This window comes from Caulobacter sp. Root1472, from assembly GCF_001426985.1.
Classification (GTDB): Bacteria; Pseudomonadota; Alphaproteobacteria; order Caulobacterales; family Caulobacteraceae; genus Caulobacter; species Caulobacter rhizosphaerae.
The window spans coordinates 237,532-256,156 of record NZ_LMFX01000045.1; the positions used below are offsets into that span (position 1 = coordinate 237,532).

An 18,625-nucleotide genomic window follows, 5' to 3' on the forward strand; every position below is an offset into this window, starting at 1 on the left:
AACGCCCGACCTTGCGGCCGGGCGTCTTGTCGCATCACGAAGGGTCGGCAGACCTACTTGATCTTGCCTTCGCGGAATTCGACGTGCTTGCGGATGACCGGATCGTACTTCTTCAGCACCATCTTTTCGGTCTTGGTGCGGGCGTTCTTCTTGGTCACGTAGAAGAAGCCGGTGTCCGCCGTCGAGTTCAGGCGGATCTTGATGGAAGCCGGTTTGGCCATGGTCGAATCCCTGCGATGGTCGCGCAGGTCCCTACGCGGTCGAAATAAGAGGCGCGGAACATACTCATCGGCGGGGCAAAGTCAATTGCCGGTCGGACATCGTTTGTAAGGGAAATCGACGGCCTTGGCCTGGCCGCCGATCTGGCCCTCGATCCGGCCGGTCACGGCGTCGGGTCCCAGCCGGCGATAGATCACCCGTTGGGGAAAGTCGTGGGCCGGATCCTCGAACACCGCCTCGTCCGCCGTCAGGCTCTTGAGCGGGAAGGTGGCCTTGGCCTGGCCGGACGGCTCGGCGACATAGGCCAGCGACCCGTCGGCCTCGACGATGCGGACGAATTCGTACTCGCGCAGCTGGCCGTCGCGAACCGTGCGGCCCAGGCCCAGCATCACGCCGCCGCCGGGGCCCGTCCACAGCTCTTCCACCACGCCGTTCGGCTTGACGTGAATCCAGCAGCCCCTCAGCCAGGCCATCTGGTCGATGGCGGCGGGCGGGCCTGACAACTGGGCGGCGAGGATCAGGGCGAGCATGGGCGGCCTCGTTGGGGCGAAATCCTCGTCCTTCGACAGGCTCAGGATGATTTCGAATGTTGGCTCAGCGCGACAATAGCCCTCATCCTGAGCCTGTCGAAGGACGAGGGCGAGCCCGAAAGCCTCACAGATAGCTCAACTGCCGCGCCCCGTGCAGGAAGCGCATGAACGGGGCGGGCCGTCCAGGGGCGGCCAGGCGCTGGGCGACCTCGTGGACGACGAAGCGGGTGATGTTGGGCAGGTCCAGGTCGCGGGCCTGGTCGAAGTCGAACCAGCCGATCTCGTCCAGCTCGCCGCAGTCGGGCTGGCGCTCCAGGCTCAGAAGGGCGCTGGCGGGGGCCATGAAGAACCGGGCGTCGAAGCGGCGGGTGCGGTAGGGCGGAGTGATGGCCCGGGCCACGAAGGCCAGCGGCGCCAGGTCGGGCAGGGCGCCCTGGGCCAGGAACGGCCGCCAGGCCCCGGCGCCGGGCCGGACGGGCGCGGCCTTGGCCAGCAGCAGGCCGGTCTCCTCGAAGGTCTCGCGCACCGCCGTCAGGGCCAGGGCGCGGGCCAGGCGGGCGGGGCTGGGATGGCGGGGCTCCAGGGCCAGGCGCGCGGCGGTGTCGGGCGACAGCTCGCTGGCCGAGGGGGCGGCGTAGTCGCCTCGGTCGACCCGACCGCCAGGGAACACCCACTTGTCGGCCATGAAGGCCAGGCCCCGGTTGCGGCGGCCCATCAGCAGGCGCGGCCTGTCGCCGTCGTCGCGGACCACGATCAGGGTGGCGGCGTGGCGCGGCTTCAGCACGCCGGCGTTCGGATCGCGGACGTCGCCGTCGTTGCGGGTGTCGAATTTGGCGTCGATCGGCTCGTCCATCTCCTGAGCTTAGACCCGACTCGCGCCGGCGCCAGCCATCCGTGGCGGCAGGCGGGAACTGTCGGCGACACGCCGCGAGGGCGCGTCCCCAGCCCGGGACGGGGACATGCCCTTGCGGCATGTCCCCAAACTCATCCCTTCGCTTGACCGCCAAGCTCCCCGCCGCCCAAGCTCCGGCAGGGATACAAGAGGGGACGACCATGTTCGCAAGGGTTTCGGGATTGGCCTTGGCCGCCGCCTTGATCGGCTCCGCCGCCCAGGCCGCGCCGTCCACCGCCCAGGTGGCGGCCGCGGCCAAAGCCGTCCAGCCCAAGGTCGTGGCCTGGCGGCGCGACATCCACGAGCATCCCGAACTGGGCAACCAGGAGGTCCGCACCGCCGCCCTGGTGGCCAAGGAACTGCGCGCCCTGGGCTTCGAGGTCCGCGAGGGCGTCGGCCGCACCGGCGTGGTCGGCGTGCTGAAGGGCGGCAAGCCCGGCAAGGTGGTGGCCTTGCGCGCCGACATGGACGCCCTGCCGGTCGAGGAGAAGACCGGCCTGCCGTTCGCCTCCAAGGTCACGGCCCCGTGGGAGGGCAAGACCCTGCCGGTCATGCACGCCTGCGGCCACGACACCCACGTGGCCATGCTGCTGGGCGCGGCCACCGTGCTGGCGGGGATGAAGGCCGACATCCCTGGCACGGTCGTGGTGCTGTTCCAACCGGCCGAGGAGGGCTCCCAGGCCGGCGAGGAGGGCGGGGCGCTGCTGATGATCCGCGACGGGGCCCTGGATCACCCCAAGGTCGACGCCATCTTCGGCCTGCACATCGGTCCCGGCGACGCCCACGCCCTGAACTACCGGGCCGGCGGCTTCTATGCGGGCTCCGACCGGCTGACGATCACCGTCAAGGGCAAGCAGACCCACGGGGCGCGGCCCTGGGCCGGGGTCGACATGGCCAGCGTCGCGGCCGACATTGTCCAGGCCTTCAACCAGCTGTCGGCCCGCCAGGTCGATGTCGGGGCCTCGCCCACCGTCCTGACGGTGGCGACCATCAACATGGGGGTGCGCAACAACATCATCCCCGAGGACCTGACCATGACCGGCACCCTGCGCACCTTCAACGCCGAGCGCCGGGCCGAGGTCATCGACAAGGTCCAGAAGACCGTGGCCGCCATCGGCGAGCGCTACGGCGCCAAGGCCCAGGCGGTGTTCACCCAGCCCTATCCGGTCACCCGCAACGACCCAGCGCTGTCGGCCTGGATCAAGCCGGTGCTGGAACAGGCCTCGCCCGGCAAGGTCGACGACCAGGCGGCCCTGGTCACCGGGGCCGAGGACTTCTCGCGCTATGGCGAGAAAGTCCCGGCGGTGTTCATCCAGCTGGGCGGCCGCCCGGCCAGCGTGCCGGCCGCCACCGCCCCCGCCAACCACTCGCCCTATTTCGATGTCGACGAGGCGGTGTTCGAGACGGGAGTGAAGGCCGAGGTCTTGCTGGCGCTGGATTATCTGGCCAAGAAGTAGCGCGCCCGCGCCTGAAGGAGACCTGCTTGCGATCGTTGTTTCTCGCCGCCGTCGCGGCCCTGGCGCTGTCGAGCCCGGCCGCGGCCCAGACCGCCCTGACGCCCAATATCGGCGGCCGGACCGTGGCGCTGCCCGATGGCGGTTACGAGTTCGGCTGGCCCGGCGTCTATTTCGAGGGGCGCTTCACCGGGCGTTCGGTCGAGGTGGCCGCCGATCCGCAGCTTGAGCACCTGGCGGTCAGCATCGACGGCAAGGTCCGCACCGAGCTGGACCTGCCCGGCGTCGCGCGCATGCGTTTCGACGATCTTGGCCCCGGCGAGCACGTCGTGCGGGTGGACAAGCTGACCGAGAGCCAGAGCGGCTCGGCCCGGTTCCTGGGCTTCACCGTCGGCCGGGGCGGCCAGGCCCTTCCGCCGCCCGGCCGTCCGCGCAAGATCGAGTTCATCGGCGACTCCCACACCGTCGGTTATGGCGTGCGCTCCGCCAAGCGAAGCTGCACCCAGGCCGAGATCCACGACCTGACCGACACCAGCCTGACCTTCGGCCCGATCCTGTCGCGCCGGCTGGACGCCGACTACCGGATCGTCGCCTTCTCCGGCCGGGGCGTGGTGCGCAACTATGGCGGCTCGTCGCCCGGCCAGCCCCTGCCGGTGCTCTATTCGCGCCTGATCCCCGGCCAGGCCGCGCCCGCCGTCGACCCGGCCGATCCGTGGCGACCCGACCTGATCGTCATCGGCCTGGGGACCAACGACTTCTCCACCCCCGTCGCCGCGGGCGAGGCTTGGGCCGACGAGGCCGCCCTGCACGCCGACTACCGCAAGACCTATGCCGGCTTCATCCACGACCTGGCCCGCCGCCAGCCTCAGGCGAAGTTCCTGCTGATCGCCGGCGACAGCTTCGCGGCCGATGTCGATGCGGTGGCCCAGGCGGTCGACGCCGAGACTCCCGGCCTGGCGACCCCGGTGCGGATCACCGGCATGGACCTCAGCGCCTGCGACTGGCACCCGTCGGTCGCGGATCAGACGATGATGGCCGATCGGCTGGAAGCGGCGGCGCGGACGGTCCTGCCCTGAGAACCCTCTCCCATGGGGAGAGGGAGGGGCCCAAGCGAAGCTTGGGAGGGTGAGGGGTAAACCGTCCGACGGCGTGCCGGCAGAGCGGCCGTGTGAAATCGGTGAGGGTGTAGCCCCTCACCCTCCCACCGCTGCGCGGCGGGCCCCTCCCTCTCCCTCTGGGAGAGGGTTCCCGAAACTACTTCCGCTTCCCCCGCCGCACGCCCTTCGGCAGGCCGCCGCGCGGCTTGACCGGCGCGCGGGCCCGCACGCCCAGCCTCGGCCGGGGCGCCTTCGGATCCACCGGCAGGGCGTCGGTCAGCATCTCGAACAGCAGGCCGCCGGTCACGGGCGTGGCCTCGCGCAGCTTGACCTCGACCGCCAGGCCCAGCGGGAAGCGCTTGCCCGTGCGCTCGCCGACCAGGGCGTGCATGCGGTCGTCGTGGACGAAATATTCCTCGCCCAGGGTCGAGACCGGGACCAGGCCGTCGGCGCCGGTCTCGTCCAGCTTCACGAACAGGCCGAAACGCGTGACGCCGGTGATCCGGCCGGTGAAGGTCGCCCCCACGCGGTCGGCCAGGAAGGCGGCGATGTAGCGGTCGGTGGCGTCGCGCTCGGCGGCCATGGCCCGGCGCTCGGCGTGGGTGATGACCTCGGCGGTGTCCTTGATCTGGCTGATGTCCTGGTCGGTCAGGCCGTCGGTCCCCAGGTTCAGGGCGCGGATGAGGGCCCGGTGGACGATCAGGTCGGCATAGCGGCGGATCGGGCTGGTGAAGTGGGCGTAGCGGGCCAGGTTCAGGCCGAAGTGGCCCAGGTTGTCGCTGGAATAGTGGGCCTGCATCTGGGTGCGCAGGACCACCTCGTTGATGATCGCCGCGTGCGGGCTCTCGCGGGTGTCGTCCAGCAGCTTGTTGAAGCGCGCCGTGGTCGGGGCCTCGCCCTTGGACCACTTGACCTCCAGCGTCTGCAGGAACTCGACCAGGCTCATGACCTTTTCCTGGCTGGGCGTGTCGTGCACCCGGTAGATCAGCGGCAGGCGCTTGGCTTCCAGGGTCTCGGCGGCCGAGACGTTGGCCTGGATCATCATCTCCTCGATCAGCTTGTGGGCCTCGAGGCTGGCGCGGCGGGTGATCGACTGGATCTCGCCCTCGCGGATGACGATGCGGCGCTCGTCGCTCTCGATCGCCAGGGGCGAGCGGGCCTCGCGGCCCTTGCCCATCAGGCGGAAGGCGGTCCACAGGGGCTTCAGGATCGGGTCCAGCAGCGGCCCGGCCTTGTCGGCGTCCTGGCCGTCCGGCGGGGCGACGCCGTCGATGGCGGCCTGGGCCTGCTCGTAGGACAGCTTGGCTGCCGAGCGCATCAGGCCGCGCACAAACTTGTGGCTCTTCTTGCGGCCGGTGGCATCGAACACCATCCGCACCGCCAGGGTCGCCCGGTTCTCGCCCTCGCGCAGCGAGCACAGGCCGTTGGACAGGGTCTCGGGCAGCATCGGCTCCACCCGGTCGGGGAAGTAGACGCTGTTGCCCTTCTCGCGGGCGTCGCGGTCCAGGGCCGAACCGGGGCGCACATAGGCGGCGACGTCGGCGATGGCCACCCAGACCACCCAGCCGCCCGCGTTGCCGGCGTCCGGATCAGGATGGGCGTAGACCGCGTCGTCGTGGTCGCGAGCGTCCACCGGGTCGATGGTCACGAACGGCAGGTCGCGCAGGTCGTCGCGGCCCTCCAGGGTCGGGGGCTGGGCCGCGCTCGCCTCGGCTTCGGCCTCTTCCGAGAAGCCGGTGGGGATGCCGTGGCTGTGGATGGCGATCAGCGAGGCGGCGCGGGGGTCGTCCTCGCTGCCCAGCACCTCCAGGATCTTGCCGAACTTGGGCCCGTAGCGGGCGCCGGCCCCGCTGACCTGGGCCAGCACCAGGTCGCCCTCCTTCAGGCCCTCCGCCGCCTGGTTGTCGATCAGCAGGCTTTCCTTGGACTTGCGGTCGACCGGCTCGACCCGGGTCTCGCGCCGGTGCTTGCGGATCACCCCCAGCAGCTTGTGGGCGCTCTGGCCTAGCCGCTTGATCAGCCGCGCCTCGGTCTCGCCGCTCTCCAGCTGCTCGAAGCGGACCAGCAGGCGGTCGCCCAGACCCGGCGCGCCGCCGGCCGCCTCGCCCTTGCCGGGGGCCAGGCGCACCTGGGGCAGGTCCTCGCCGCCCTTCGTCAGGCGCACATAGAGGTCGCCGTCCGCGTCGCGCTCGACCACGTCGACCACGCCGACAGGGGGCAGGGAGCCGGCTTCGGCGAAGCCCCGGCGACCGCGCTTGCCCAGGGATCCGTCGGCCTCAAGGGCCCGAAGCATCTCCCGCAGGGCCCGACGATCCGCGCCCTTCAGGCCGAAGTGGCGGGCGATGTCGGCCTTGCCGCTCTCGCCGGCGTCGCGCAGGAAGGCCAGCAGGGTCTCGCGATCGGGCAGACCGGCGGGCGGCTTGGCGACCTTGCCGCCCTTGGGCGAGGCGGCGGGGAACTTGGACGACTTGGGCGAGCGAGGTTTGGCCATTCTCCTCGTCTAACGCGCCGAAGGGGGCGATGGCCAAGGGAAAGCGTCCGCAGGGACCATGAAGACGGTCCTGCCTAGTTCTGACTGAAGGTTCGGCCCTGCATGTAGATGCCCTTCAGGTCGGTGCTCCAGGGCGCGCAGAGCACGGTCTCGGTGCGACCGTCGTCGAACTTCAGTTCCAGGCTCAGGCCGTCCAGCCGATAGACGCCCCGGTTGCCCGACCCGTCGTTGGAGCGCCGTTGCGCGCTGGCGAACGCCCCGCCTGCGCCGCCGCCGGCGGAAGCGCTTGAGCCTTCGCCGTCGGAATAGCCCGCGGCGCCGCCCGAGAAGCCGGCGTTGGCCGCCATCGAACCCGAGCCGGACTGGCGATAGCCGATCACCTCGAATCGTCCATCGGCGGAGAACCTGTAGGTGGTCGAGTTGTAGGTCCCGCCCAAGGCCTGGCTGCCGTGGAAGCTCGTGCTGGTATAGGCGCCGTTCAGCCGCTGTCCCGGTTTCCAGGTCGGGATCAACCGGCCGGCCTGGTCGCTCCAGGCCTCCGGGCGGCCGAAATCATCGTTGCGCTGGATCTGGAAGCCGCCGCCGGCCTGGCGCCAGCGGCCCCACATCTGGGGCTCAAGCTTGCGCGACTTGGCGACGTCCAGATCGCTGGGCGCGACGTCCTCGCCCAGATAGACCGTGCCGTCCTTCAGCAGCAGGAAGATGTCCTCGCGGAACTCGTAGCCGCTGGAGCCGGTGGTTCCGTAGCCATGGTGCAGCAGGCCGTGCATCTGGTCGGGTCTGAGCCCCGCGCCCGGCGCGGCGGTGATCTGGGCGGCGGAGACCTGCAAGCGGGTCAGCCCGGGCTCGGCGGGCAGCGGCGAGGGCTTCAGGCCCGCGGGATCGACGATCCGGCTGTCCTTCAACCAGGCCATGCCGCCGGGCAGCTCCTTCAGGTCGGCTTCGACCGTGATGGTCTGTCCCTCGTACCGGTCAAGGTCCAGGCCGGTGCTGACCAGGACCCTGGAGCGGAACACCCCGTCGTTGGTCTGGACCAGATAGGCGTCGCCCATCCGCACCACCTTGCCCTGGATGTAGATCCGCCCCGCCTGGTCCATCATGCGCCCGGCCCGTTTGACGTCGTTGGCGGGGCCGAACCAGGACTGGACCAGGGCGGTCAGCTGGGCCGGCGTATAGTAGACGCCGGCCGTGGTCGCCGGTGCGGCCGCCGCCGTCGCCGTGGCGGCCGTGATCGATCCGGCGGCGGGCAGGCCGGCATAGAGGGCGGGATAGGCTGTCCGGGTGACGAAGGGGCCTTCCTTCAGCCAGCCGGAGATCTGCGGGCAGACGGTCTGGGGCGGCCCCATCTGCTTGAGCTTGCCGACGGCTTTGGTCGCCACCGAGCCCATGACTCCGCGCAACTGGCCCAGCTTGTCCGGACCCACCGCCTGCGAAACCTGGGGAAGCAGGGCGTCCTCGCGCCAGGCCAGCCATCGGGGACGAAGGCCCGAGGCGGCGTCGGGCGCGACCTGTTCGCAATAGCCGATCATCGCTTCGGCCGACATGTCCAGGCCGATGACCGAGGCGATCGCCTCCAACTGCTCTTTCTCGGACTGGGCCAGGGCGGGGGCGGCCGCCGTGCAGGCGACGAGCAGGGCAAGGCAGGGCCAGGACTTCATGCGGAGCCTTCGAGCAGGGCGGATCTGACGACCACAATTTGCGGGGGACATCCTTGCCACGCTTGTGACGAGACCGCGCGCTAGGGAAGACCCTAGTACAGGTCCTCGATCCGCTGCGGCGGGGTCTGGGCGGGCGGCGGGGCTTCCGGCTTCTTCTCGACCGGGGGCGGCGCGGCGGGCGGGGTCTCGACCACCGGCGCGGCGACCACCGGGGTGTCGTCGACTTCTTCGACCGGCTTGGGCTTGGGAGCCTCGACGGGCGGCGGCGGGGCGACCTCGGCGACCGCCGGCGTCGCCTCGCGCACCGGCACGCCCGAGACCTCGGCGAGGGGCGCGGTCGAGGCCGTCTCGTGGTCGGTCTTCAGCAGGGCGTTCTTGAGGCCGAAGGCGAAGCCGCCGACGCTGATGGCCGACAGGATCAAGACCACGACAGGCAGCGGCAAGGGGCGTTCGAGCGACGTCATGCGGTCAGCTTAATCCCACCGCCGAGGCGCGTCACGCCTCGGCTTTGGCCTTTGTCGCCGCGGGCTTCTTGGCCGCCGCCTTCTTGGCCGCCGGTTTCTTGGCCGGAGCCTTCTTCGCGGGGGCCGCTCCGTCCGTCGCCGCCTCGGCCTTGGCCTTGGCGGGCGCCTTCTTGGCCGGGGCCTTCTTCGCCGGCTTCTTGCCGCCGCCGCCCTTGGCGACCCGCTCGGCGATCAGGGCGACGGCCTCATCCAGGGTCAGGGCCGCCGGGTCGGCGCCCTTGGGAACGTTGGCGTTGGTGTCGCCGTGCTTGATGTAGGGGCCGAAGCGGCCGGACAGCACGCGGATCGGCTTGCCGTCCTCGGGGTGATTGCCCAGTTCGGCCAGGGCCGCGGCCTGGCCGCGCTGCGGACGCCCGCCGCCGGCCCGCTTGTCGGCCAGCAGGGCCACCGCGCGGTTCAGGCCGATGTCGAAGACGTCTTCCGGGTTCTCCAGGTTGGCGTAGGTGCCGTCGTGCAGCACGAACGGCCCGAAGCGGCCCAGGCCCGCGGTGATGGTCTTGCCGTCGTCCGGGTGGGCGCCGACCTCGCGGGGCAGGGACAGCAGGCGCAGGGCCTTTTCCAGGTCGACCGTCGCCGCCGTCCAGCCCTTGGGCAGGCTGGAGCGCTTGGGCTTGTCGCCGCCGCCCTCCGCCGCCAGTTCCTCGACATAGGGTCCGAAACGGCCGTTCTTCAGCCACACCGCGCGCCCGGTCGCCGGGTTGATCCCCAGTTCCTTGTCGGCGGCCTCGGCCTCGCCGTCGCCCTCGCTGGTGGCCAGCTGGCGGGTGAAGCGGCATTCGGGATAGTTGCTACAGCCGATGAAGGCCCCGAACTTGCCGGTCTTCAGCGAAAGTTGCCCCGTGCCGCAGGTTGGGCAGGTGCGCGGATTGGAGCCGTCGCCCTTGTCGGGGAAGATGTGCGGGCCCAGGGCCTCGTTCAGGGCGTCCAGGACGTTGGTGGTGCGCAACTCGGCGATCTCGCCGACCGCGGCCGCGAAATCCTTCCAGAAGTCGCGCAGGAACTGCTTCCAGTCCAGCTTGCCGTCCGACACCAGGTCCAGCTGCTCTTCCAGAGCGGCGGTGAAGTCGTACTCCACATAGCGGCGGAAGAACTGCTCCAGGAACGCCGTGACCAGCCGGCCCTTGTCCTCGGGGATGAAGCGCTGCTTCTCCATGCGGACATAGGCGCGGTCGCGCAGCACGGTCAGGACCGAGGCGTAGGTCGAGGGGCGGCCGATGCCCAGCTCTTCCATCTTCTTGACCAGGCTGGCTTCCGAATAGCGCGGCGGCGGCTCGGTGAAGTGCTGGTCGGCGCGGGCGTCCAGCACCTTGGCGGTCGCGCCTTCCTCGATCATCGGCAGGCGGGCGCTGTCCTCGTCGCCCTCGTCGTCGCGGCCTTCCTCGTAGACGGCGAGGTAGCCGGGGAAGAGAACGACCTGGCCCGTGGCGCGCATGCCGGTCTGGCCGTCGGCGCTCTCCAGGTCGACGGTGGTGCGCTCGATGCGGGCGCTTTCCATCTGCGAGGCGATCATCCGCTTCCAGATCAGCTCGTAGAGACGCCCCAGGTCGGGCTCCAGGCGCAGCGAGCCGGGGTTGCGCTTCAGGCTGGTGGGGCGGATGGCTTCGTGCGCCTCCTGGGCGTTCTTGGCCTTGGCCTTGTAGTAGCGGGGGGTCTCGGGGACGTAAGTCTCGCCATAGACGTTGCCGATCACGCTGCGCGCCTCGGCGATGCCCTCCGGCTCGACCGACACGCCGTCGGTCCGCATGTAGGTGATCAGGCCGACGGTCTCGCCGCCGATGTCGATGCCCTCGTACAGCTTCTGGGCCGCCTGCATGGTGCGCTGGGCCGAGAAGCCCAGCTTGCGGGCCGCTTCCTGCTGCAGGGTCGAGGTGGTGAAGGGCGGGGCGGGCGAGCGCTTGCCGGGCTTCTTCTCGACGGCGGCGACCTTGAACACCGCCTTCTGCACGGCGGCGCGGGCGGCCAGGGCCGAGCCCTCGTTATTGAGGTCGAACTTGGTGAGCTTCTTGTTCTCGTGCTTGACCAGGCGGGCCAGGAACGGCTCGGCGCCGGCCGTGACGTCGGCCTCGACCGTCCAGTATTCCTGGGTCTTGAAGCGCTCGATCTCCAGCTCGCGGTCGACGATCAGCCGCAGGCAGACCGACTGCACGCGGCCGGCCGAACGGCTGCCCGGCAGCTTGCGCCACAGCACCGGCGACAGGGTGAAGCCGACCAGGTAGTCCAGGGCGCGGCGGGCCAGGTAGGCCTCGACCAGCTCCATGTCGATGTCGCGCGGATTGGCCATGGCCTCCAGCACGCTCGACTTGGTGATGGCGTTGAAGGTGACGCGCTGGACGGTCTTGTCCTTGATCGCCTTCTTCTTCTGCAGCACTTCCAGCACGTGCCAGCTGATCGCCTCGCCCTCGCGGTCGGGGTCGGTGGCCAGGATCAGACGGTCGGCGCCCTTCAGGGCGTCGACGATGTCGGACACCCGCTTGGCGGCCTTGCCGTCGACTTCCCAGCTCATGGCGAAGTCGTTGTCCGGCTCCACCGACCCGTCCTTCGACGGCAGGTCGCGGATGTGGCCGTACGAGGCCAGAACCTTGAAGTCGGACCCGAGATACTTGTTGATGGTCTTGGCCTTGGCCGGGCTCTCGACGACGACGACGTTCATTAGGACCTTGGATGCCTGGGAATTGGGTTCGTCCCCAGGGCGAACCGAGGCGGCGAGGGCCGGAAAGTGGGGGCGTCCCCCGGTGTCTGTCAACGGCGGCCGTGGCGGACGGCGCATTTGGCCGACGGCTCTCTCTATAGAGAGAGGAATATTTGGGCCTCAGGCCGCCTCGCCGCCGATCAGTCTCATCATCGTTTCGGGGTCCCGGGCGATGGCGGTCAGCAGGGCCCGGGCCGGGGCGTCGGGATAGCTGCGCTCCTGCTCCCAGTCGCGGACCGTAGCCAGGGGCAGGCGGAAGGCGGCCGCGAACTCGGCCTGGGTCATGCTCAGCTTGAGGCGGATGCCCTTGATAAGGTTTACCCGCTTGAACCGCGAAAGCTGCTCCGGCGTCAGCGGTGGGCAGTCGGGGTCGGACTGTGCGGCGGCTGTGATTTCTTCGTCGGTCAGTGCGTCGAGGCGCGCCCAATCGGTCTCGCCGGCGGGCGGCCTAGGGTTTGCCGCGGAGATAACGACCCTCTTCATGCCGGTCGGCAGGGCGGGCGGAGATGATCCTGTAGTGGTTTTCGTCATGGGAGAGGGGCACCACGAACAATACGCGTTGTGAGCTCAAGCCGATAATCTGCAGCCGCTCTTCAGTTATAGTCGAACGATCGTCGATATCCTCGAGGTGGTAGGGATCGAGGATCGCGAAACACGCATCGTCGAAGCTCACCCCGTGCTTGGCGAGATTGCTCCGCGCCTTCTCGGTATCCCACTCGAAGGTGACCTGCATGGTACGGGTATCCAGTACCTAAGGCAAGGCGAAGGTCATCAAATCCCCGCCACCATCCCGCCCGGCAGCAGTTCCGCCCGCTCGGCCAGGGCCAGCTCCACCAGGGCCGCCATCACCGCCGCGGTCGGGGCGTGGGTGGCGCGGACCAGTTCGTCGCGCGAGACCGGCGTGGGGGAGAGCAGGCGGGCGATCTCGTCGCGCAGGGCGTCGTGGTCGACCTCCACGCCGTCGTCCTCGGTCACGTAAGGCCGCTCGCGTTCGCGCAGGTGGGCCTGGCCCGACAGCGAGCGCAGCACGTCCTCGACGCCCTCGCACAGGATCGCGCCCTGGCGGATCAGGTCGTTGGGACCCTTGGCCCGCGGGTCCAGAGGCGAGCCGGGCACGGCGAACACGTCGCGGCCCTGCTCGGCGGCCAGGCGGGCGGTGATCAGCGAGCCGGACTTCAGCTCGGCCTCGACCACGATCACGCCCAGCGAAAGGCCCGAGATGATGCGGTTGCGGCGGGGGAAGTCCTTGGCGATCGCCCGGCGGTCGGGGGCGCTTTCGCTGACGATGCAGCCGCCCTCATGGGCGATGCGGGCGTGCAGGGCGGCGTGCTCGGGCGGATAGATGTCGCTGACGCCGCCGCCCAGCACCGCCACCGTGCCGGTGGCCAGGGCGCCTTCGTGGGCGGCGCCGTCGACGCCGCGCGCCAGGCCCGACACCACCACATAGCCATCCGGCCCAGTTCCGCGGCCAGTTGGCGGGCGAAGCGCTGGCCACCGGCCGAGGCGATCCGCGCCCCGACGATGGCCAGGCTGGGCTGGGACAGCAGCTCGGCGCGGCCCAGGGCCCACAGCACCGGCGGCGGCGGGTCCAGGGCCGCCAGCCGCGGGGGAAAATCCGGCTCGCAGCCGCAGATCAGCCGCGCGCCCAGGCGGTGGCCGCTGTCCAGCTCCTGCAGGACCTCGCTCTCGGGCGGCGGCCGCAGGGGCGAGGCGCGGCCAGCCCGGCGAGCCAGGTCGGGCAGGGCGACCAGGGCGCGCTCGGCCGAGCCGAACCGCTGGAGCAGATGGTCGAAGGCGACCGGGCCGACCGTCTCGGTGCGCGCCAGCCGAAGCCAGGCCAGGCGCTCGCTGTCCGAGAGGCGGCGCGGCGTCACGCGGCCCCGTCTGTGCTTTGGGTCGGCGGCGCTTCGGCCGTCTTCTTCTTGCCGATCCGGGGCTCCTGGCCCGTCAGCAGCCGGCCGATGTTGTCCTTGTGCCGGATGAAGATCAGCACGGCCATGAACAGGCACAGGCCCAGGAAGGCGGCGTCCTGGTCGGTGGCCAAGGCGAACGGCGCGGCCAGGGCGGCGGCGACCAGGGCGGCCAGCGAGCTGATGCGGAACAGGGCCGCCACGGCCAGCCAGGTCACGGCGGCCAGCAGGCCCACCGGCCAGCAGGCGGCCAGCAGCACGCCGTAGAAGGTGGCCACGCCCTTGCCGCCCTTGAACTTCAGCCAGACGGGGAACAGGTGGCCGGTGAAGGCCGCGCCGCCAGCCAGGGCGACAATGAACGGGTTGTCGTGGCTCAGCCAGCGGGCCAGCAGCACCGCGACCACCCCCTTGCCGGCGTCGCCCAGCAGGGTAATGGCGGCCAGGTCCTTGCGGCCCGAACGCAGCACGTTGGTCGCCCCGATATTGCCCGAGCCGATCTGGCGGATGTCGCCGGCCCCGCCCAGCCGCGTGGCGATCAGGCCGAACGGGATCGAGCCCAGCAGATAGCCGCCAAGCAGGGTGAGACCGAGGGACAGGTAGACGGCTTGGGCGAGATCTTGCACGGAATGCGACCTATGGATGTGGTGAAGCTGCCCGGCGGAACCGGCGCATGGCAAGGGCGAAAACGCCTGTTTCGGCATTTATAGCGGAGCCGTCGGTCGCGACCACACCGTTTTCCCAAGCTCACCCGCGGGGCCGCCTCGCCCGGATGTCACCGCTCCGGCGCCTTGACTCCCGCCGCCGCCCCTAGAAGACCTGCGAGAGCAGCCAGTACAGCCCGCCCGCCAGCAGGATTGACACCGGCAGGGTCAGCACCCAGGCGGCCAGCATGTTGCGCAGGGTCGACATCTGCAGGCCCGATCCATTGGCGGCCATGGTCCCCGCCACCCCCGAGGACAGGACGTGGGTGGTCGAGACCGGCAGGCCCAGGTGGTCGGCGGCGAAGATCGTACCCATGGCCACCAGCTCGGCCGAGGCCCCCTGGGCGTAGGTCATATGGGTCTTGCCGATCTTCTCGCCGACGGTGATCACGATCCGCTTCCAGCCGACCATGGTGCCCAGGCCCAGGGCGAAGGCCACGGCCACCTTGACCCAGGTGGGGATGAAGCGGGTGCCCTTGTCCAGGGCGGCGCGATAGGCGTCGAGCGCCTTCTTCTCCGGCCCGGCCAGGTGCAGGGAGGGCTCCTTGGCGATGCGCTTGAGGCCCTCCGACGCCAGGTACATGTCGTTGCGGACGTTGCCGACGGCGCTGGCCGGGATCTTGGCCAGCGAGCCGTAGTCCTGGACCTGGCGGTTGATGTCGGTGATCAGCACGGCGACCGCCGGGACGGTGTCGGGCGCCAGGGTCTTCTCGGCGATGTAGCGGGTGACCGAAGTCCGCGCGACGGCCGGCGACAGGCCTGGAGCCGGCCCGGCGCCGTGCGGGGCCAGCGCGCTGGCCGCCGCCGCCGAGGCGGTCTCGAACTGGGCGGTGTAGGCCGGCGGCACGGCGCGGTTCAGCGCATAGGCCGTGGGCACGGTGCCGATCAGGATCAGCATGATCAGGCCCATGCCCTTCTGCCCGTCGTTGGAGCCGTGGGCGAACGACACGCCGGTGCAGGTGAACACCAGCAGGGCGCGGATCCACAACGGCGGCGGCACGCCGGGCGTCGGCTCGCTGTACAGCGCCTTGTTGCGGATCAGCAGCTTGGCGGCCAGGAACAGCAGCGCCGCGACGCCGAAACCGATCAGCGGCGACAGCAGCAGGGCCTTGCCGATGTCCGTGGCCTTGGTCCAGTCGACCCCGGCCGTGCCGCTGCGCCCGTGCATCATGGCGTTGGCCACGCCGACGCCGATGATCGAGCCGATCAGGGTGTGGGAGCTGGACGAGGGGATGCCGAAGAACCAGGTCGCCAGGTTCCAGGCGATCGCCGCCAGCAGCAGCGAGAACACCATGGCGTAGCCCGAGCTGGAGCCGACCTGCAGGATCAGCTCGACCGGCAGCAACGAGACGATCCCGAACGCCACCGCGCCGGTCGACAGCAGCACGCCCAGGAAGTTGAAGAAGCCGGACCACACCACGGCCACGTTGGCCGGCAGCGAGTTGGTGTAGATCACCGTGGCCACGGCGTTGGCCGTGTCGTGGAAGCCGTTCACGAACTCGAAGCCCAGGGCGATCAGCAGGGCGATGAACAACAGGACGAACGGCAGGAAGGCGACGGCGCTGACCCCGGCCGAAGTGGCGTCGGCATAGACGCTGTAAGCGACATACAGCAGGGCGACGAGGATTGCGGCCCCCATGCCCAGGAGGCCGGCGGAGCCCAGCCCCTTGTCCAGGTCGGGCCGGCCCGAAGCCGTGGTGGGAGGGGCCGTGGTGGGAACGGGCGCATCGATCGCGGTCATGCTGCACACCTTCGCTTGGGGTCAGGCGAGGTTAGGAGCGGTGCGTGACAGTCCGATGATGGCGAGAGAGCGGGGGACTCTGCGAGCAGTGCGTCCTTCGAGGCTCGCTGCGCGGGCGCCTCAGGATGAGCAGCTTTTGCTGATGTCCTCATCCTGAGGTGCGCGCTCGTGAGCGCGCCTCGAAGGACGCAAGGCGCGCCTGAAACCCCCTGCGAGGGCGCGCCGGGCTTGCCGCGGAAACGAGGGTCAGGCTCGGAGCTCGGCGGCCACCAGCGCCAGGGCGTTGCGCAGGCCCTGCTCGAGGAGCTGATCGGAGAGCTGTCGGTCGGTCAGGGCGCGGGCGAGTTGCAGCGTCCCGGCCATCAGGCCCAGCAGGCTGAGCGCCTTCACGCGGGCCGAGAGCGGATCCTCGGGCGCCATGCGGGCGGCGAGGCCGTCGACGACCACCAGCACGCCGTCGGTATAGGCCTGCCGGATCGCATCCGCGCCGCGCCCGATCTCGTCGAGCAGGGCGGCGTTGGGGCAGCCGTCGGCCGGGTCGTCCCGGTGGTGCGCCGACAGGTACCAGCGGATGATCTGCTCCAGTCCGGCCGGGCCGGGCTCCGTCAGCTCGACGATGCTGGCGTGCAGGGTCTGAAGTTGGTCGCCGACGGCCGCCGCGACGAGGTCGTCCTTGGAGCCGAAGTGGGCGTAGAAGGCGCCGTTGGTCAGGCCCGCGTCCTTCATCAGCGTCGCCACCCCGGAGCCGTCGATGCCGTCCCGCTTGAGCCGCCGACCGGCCGTCGCGACGATCCTCTGCCGGGTTTCCTGCTTGTGGTCGCTCGTGTAGCGCGCCATCAGCTCGGCATCCGGTTGAACTTGCGGATGACGCGGTCGAAGGTCCGGGCGGGGGCGAGGCGGTGCACCGCGCTGATGGTCCGGGCGGTCGCGCCGGCGGTGCGACGGAGTTTCGGGTTCCGGTCGGTGGCCGCCGCGACGATCACCTTGGCGACGACGGCGGGGTCGTCGCCGCTGCGCAGGTTCTGCTCCAGCAGCTCGTCGTAGTTGCGCCGTCCCGCCGCGTAGAGCGGCAGGGGGGTGTCGGCCACCACGCTGTGGCCCGCGAACGGCGTGTTGATCGGGCCGGGCTCGACCAGCAGGACCCGGACGCCGTGTTCGCGAACCTCGTGGTCCAGTGACTGGGAATAGCCCTCGACCGCATGCTTGGTCGAGACGTAGAGCGCCATGAACGGGCTGGGGACGAAGCCGCTGAGGGATGAGACATTGATGATCCGTCCGCGGCCCTGGGCGCGCATGTGCGGCAGGACCGCCTTGGTCATCCGGATGACGCCATAGACGTTGATGTCGAAGACGCCCTGCGCCTGGGCGATCGAGAATTCCTCGGCCGCGCCGGTCGCGCCGACGCCGGCGTTGTTGACCAGGACGTCGATGCGCCCGAACCGGTCGATCACCTGCTGGACGGCCGAGGCGACCGAGGCGTCGCTGGTCACGTCGAGGTCGAGATAGGTCACCCCGGCGGGCGCGGTGAGCCGCGCGGTGTCGCGACCGGTTCCGATCACCTGGAAACCCGCGGCGGCCAAGGCGATCGCCGTGGCCTTGCCGATGCCCGAGGAGGCGCCCGTTACGAGCGCGACTTGCGCGGTGGCTGTCATCACGAGCTCCTGGGGTTTTAAATTACGATCGTATTATAATGAGGGCCGGGCGGTCGCGAGGCAAGGTCTCTTGGAGAATTAAATTATGTTCGTACTTTCATGGGGCGAAAGGGGAGCTTGCGCGTAGGGCCAAGGCGCAGCCTTGCCGCGGGTGGAGGGCGTCGGGAGGGCAAACGATCTTCCCTCCCCACGAGGGGGAGGGAAAGGTGCTTATGCTCGGCCTATCGCGAGCAAAGCCCCGCGATTTCAACGCCTTGAACTTTCTCGACCCAATTTGATCCCCACCCCTTCAGACCGCCCTTATCCTGATCCCACCTGAAGGCATGGGAGGGCGCACGTACGGCGACCGATGCGGCCTTCGGGGGTGGTCGAGCGGGAAGCGTTTGTCGGTGGTCTTGGGTGACAACCTTTCGCGACGGTCCTGGGCAGGTTCCCTGAAACATGGGGACGAAACCCAGGCGGCGAGGGATCGGCGAGCGCGGCAGGCCCGGGCTGAAATCGCCCGGGCGGTCCAGGACGCGCCAACGTCCTGCCCGTCGGGGGGCCTCCATCGGAGCGGGTTAAAAATCCGCGACCCGAAGGCTTCCGGATAACGGCTCCACGCGAAGCGCTCGAACTTCGTCGAAACGGTACTTACAACTGCAAATCATCCGGGCGNTCGGAGCGGGTTAAAAATCCGCGACCCGAAGGCTTCCGGATAACGGCTCCACGCGAAGCGCTCGAACTTCGTCGAAACGGTACTTACAACTGCAAATCATCCGGGCGGAGCCCGGGCGCTTCGCACCCTTCCCATCAAGCTCAGCGGGTTTCCGCGTGAGGCGGCCAAGCCGCGCCCATCAGATCCTCCCCCTGTGGGGGAGGTGTCGGCGAAGCCGACGGAGGGGGGAGTGATCGGAAGATGACCACAGCTCGGATCGACGCCCCTAAACCTCCCCCCACCGATCGCTGCGCGATCGCCTCCCCCACAGGGGCAGGGCTATCGCATATGACCCAGGAGTGAGAGCAGGAAGGTTTCATCCCAGCCGGCGCGCTTGATCTTGGTCTTGATGGAGCCCTTGTCGGGGTGC

General features: G+C 69.9%; 15 protein-coding genes and 1 pseudogene. 2 read left to right on the forward strand and 14 right to left on the reverse strand.

Features of this window, described 5'->3' with window-relative positions; genetic code table 11:
* Positions 1–53: 53 nt before the first annotated feature.
* The 3 genes from rpmG to ASD47_RS22520 all read right to left on the reverse strand — a co-directional run bounded on the left by rpmG (position 54) and on the right by ASD47_RS22520 (position 1,602).
* Entirely contained in the window at positions 54–221 is a 168-nt protein-coding gene (gene rpmG / locus ASD47_RS22510) for a 50S ribosomal protein L33 (RefSeq protein WP_010920317.1), read from the reverse strand.
* Positions 222–302: 81 nt separating this feature from the next.
* Positions 303–749 (reverse strand): DUF6265 family protein, encoded by a 447-nt coding sequence (locus tag ASD47_RS22515; protein WP_056761620.1) that lies wholly within the window; start codon positions 747–749, stop codon positions 303–305.
* 124 nt (positions 750–873) lie between these two features.
* The gene (locus tag ASD47_RS22520) at positions 874–1,602 is read right to left on the reverse strand and encodes an NUDIX hydrolase (RefSeq protein ID WP_056761623.1); all 729 of its coding nucleotides are present in this window, start codon (positions 1,600–1,602) and stop codon (positions 874–876) included.
* A 200-nt stretch (positions 1,603–1,802) separates the two neighbouring features.
* Between ASD47_RS22520 and ASD47_RS22525 the strand changes: the two genes are divergently transcribed.
* Positions 1,803–3,098, forward strand: a complete 1,296-nt coding sequence (locus tag ASD47_RS22525; RefSeq protein WP_056761626.1) for an amidohydrolase — start codon at positions 1,803–1,805, stop codon at positions 3,096–3,098.
* A gap of 26 nt (positions 3,099–3,124) precedes the next feature.
* The gene (locus tag ASD47_RS22530; protein WP_056761628.1) at positions 3,125–4,171 is read left to right on the forward strand and encodes an SGNH/GDSL hydrolase family protein; all 1,047 of its coding nucleotides are present in this window, start codon (positions 3,125–3,127) and stop codon (positions 4,169–4,171) included.
* A 178-nt stretch (positions 4,172–4,349) separates the two neighbouring features.
* Here the strand turns inward: ASD47_RS22530 and rnr are convergent, their stop codons facing one another.
* The 11 genes and pseudogenes from rnr to ASD47_RS22585 all read right to left on the reverse strand — a co-directional run bounded on the left by rnr (position 4,350) and on the right by ASD47_RS22585 (position 17,558).
* Positions 4,350–6,683, reverse strand: coding sequence for a ribonuclease R (gene rnr / locus ASD47_RS22535; protein ID WP_082564754.1), 2,334 nt, complete (start codon positions 6,681–6,683; stop codon positions 4,350–4,352).
* A 74-nt stretch (positions 6,684–6,757) separates the two neighbouring features.
* Positions 6,758–8,341, reverse strand: a complete 1,584-nt coding sequence (locus tag ASD47_RS22540; RefSeq protein ID WP_056761631.1) for a hypothetical protein — start codon at positions 8,339–8,341, stop codon at positions 6,758–6,760.
* Positions 8,342–8,433: 92 nt separating this feature from the next.
* Positions 8,434–8,805 carry a hypothetical protein gene (locus ASD47_RS22545; RefSeq protein ID WP_056761634.1) on the reverse strand — a complete coding sequence of 124 codons (372 nt, stop codon included), beginning with the start codon at positions 8,803–8,805 and terminating at the stop codon, positions 8,434–8,436.
* Between the two features lie 31 nt (positions 8,806–8,836).
* Positions 8,837–11,515, reverse strand: a complete 2,679-nt coding sequence (gene topA / locus ASD47_RS22550; RefSeq protein WP_056761637.1) for a type I DNA topoisomerase — start codon at positions 11,513–11,515, stop codon at positions 8,837–8,839.
* Between the two features lie 159 nt (positions 11,516–11,674).
* Positions 11,675–11,839 carry a DNA-binding transcriptional regulator gene (locus tag ASD47_RS27760; RefSeq protein WP_235526089.1) on the reverse strand — a complete coding sequence of 55 codons (165 nt, stop codon included), beginning with the start codon at positions 11,837–11,839 and terminating at the stop codon, positions 11,675–11,677.
* A gap of 163 nt (positions 11,840–12,002) precedes the next feature.
* Entirely contained in the window at positions 12,003–12,287 is a 285-nt protein-coding gene (locus ASD47_RS22560; RefSeq protein WP_056761644.1) for a BrnT family toxin, read from the reverse strand.
* A gap of 38 nt (positions 12,288–12,325) precedes the next feature.
* A pseudogene (gene dprA / locus ASD47_RS22565) lies at positions 12,326–13,428 on the reverse strand (DNA-processing protein DprA).
* Positions 13,425–14,087: a glycerol-3-phosphate 1-O-acyltransferase PlsY gene (gene plsY / locus ASD47_RS22570; protein WP_056761647.1), complete on the reverse strand. Its 663-nt coding sequence runs from the start codon at positions 14,085–14,087 to the stop codon at positions 13,425–13,427. The pseudogene dprA and the gene plsY overlap by 4 nt, the downstream one beginning before the upstream one ends.
* A gap of 184 nt (positions 14,088–14,271) precedes the next feature.
* Positions 14,272–15,906, reverse strand: coding sequence for an inorganic phosphate transporter (locus ASD47_RS22575; protein WP_082564755.1), 1,635 nt, complete (start codon positions 15,904–15,906; stop codon positions 14,272–14,274).
* A gap of 246 nt (positions 15,907–16,152) precedes the next feature.
* A complete protein-coding gene (locus tag ASD47_RS22580) occupies positions 16,153–16,743 on the reverse strand; it encodes a TetR/AcrR family transcriptional regulator (protein ID WP_056761650.1) in 591 nt (196 codons plus the stop codon).
* Entirely contained in the window at positions 16,743–17,558 is an 816-nt protein-coding gene (locus ASD47_RS22585) for an oxidoreductase (RefSeq protein ID WP_056761653.1), read from the reverse strand. Before ASD47_RS22585 ends, ASD47_RS22580 begins: the two co-directional genes overlap by 1 nt.
* Between the last annotated feature and the right edge of the window lie 1,067 nt (positions 17,559–18,625).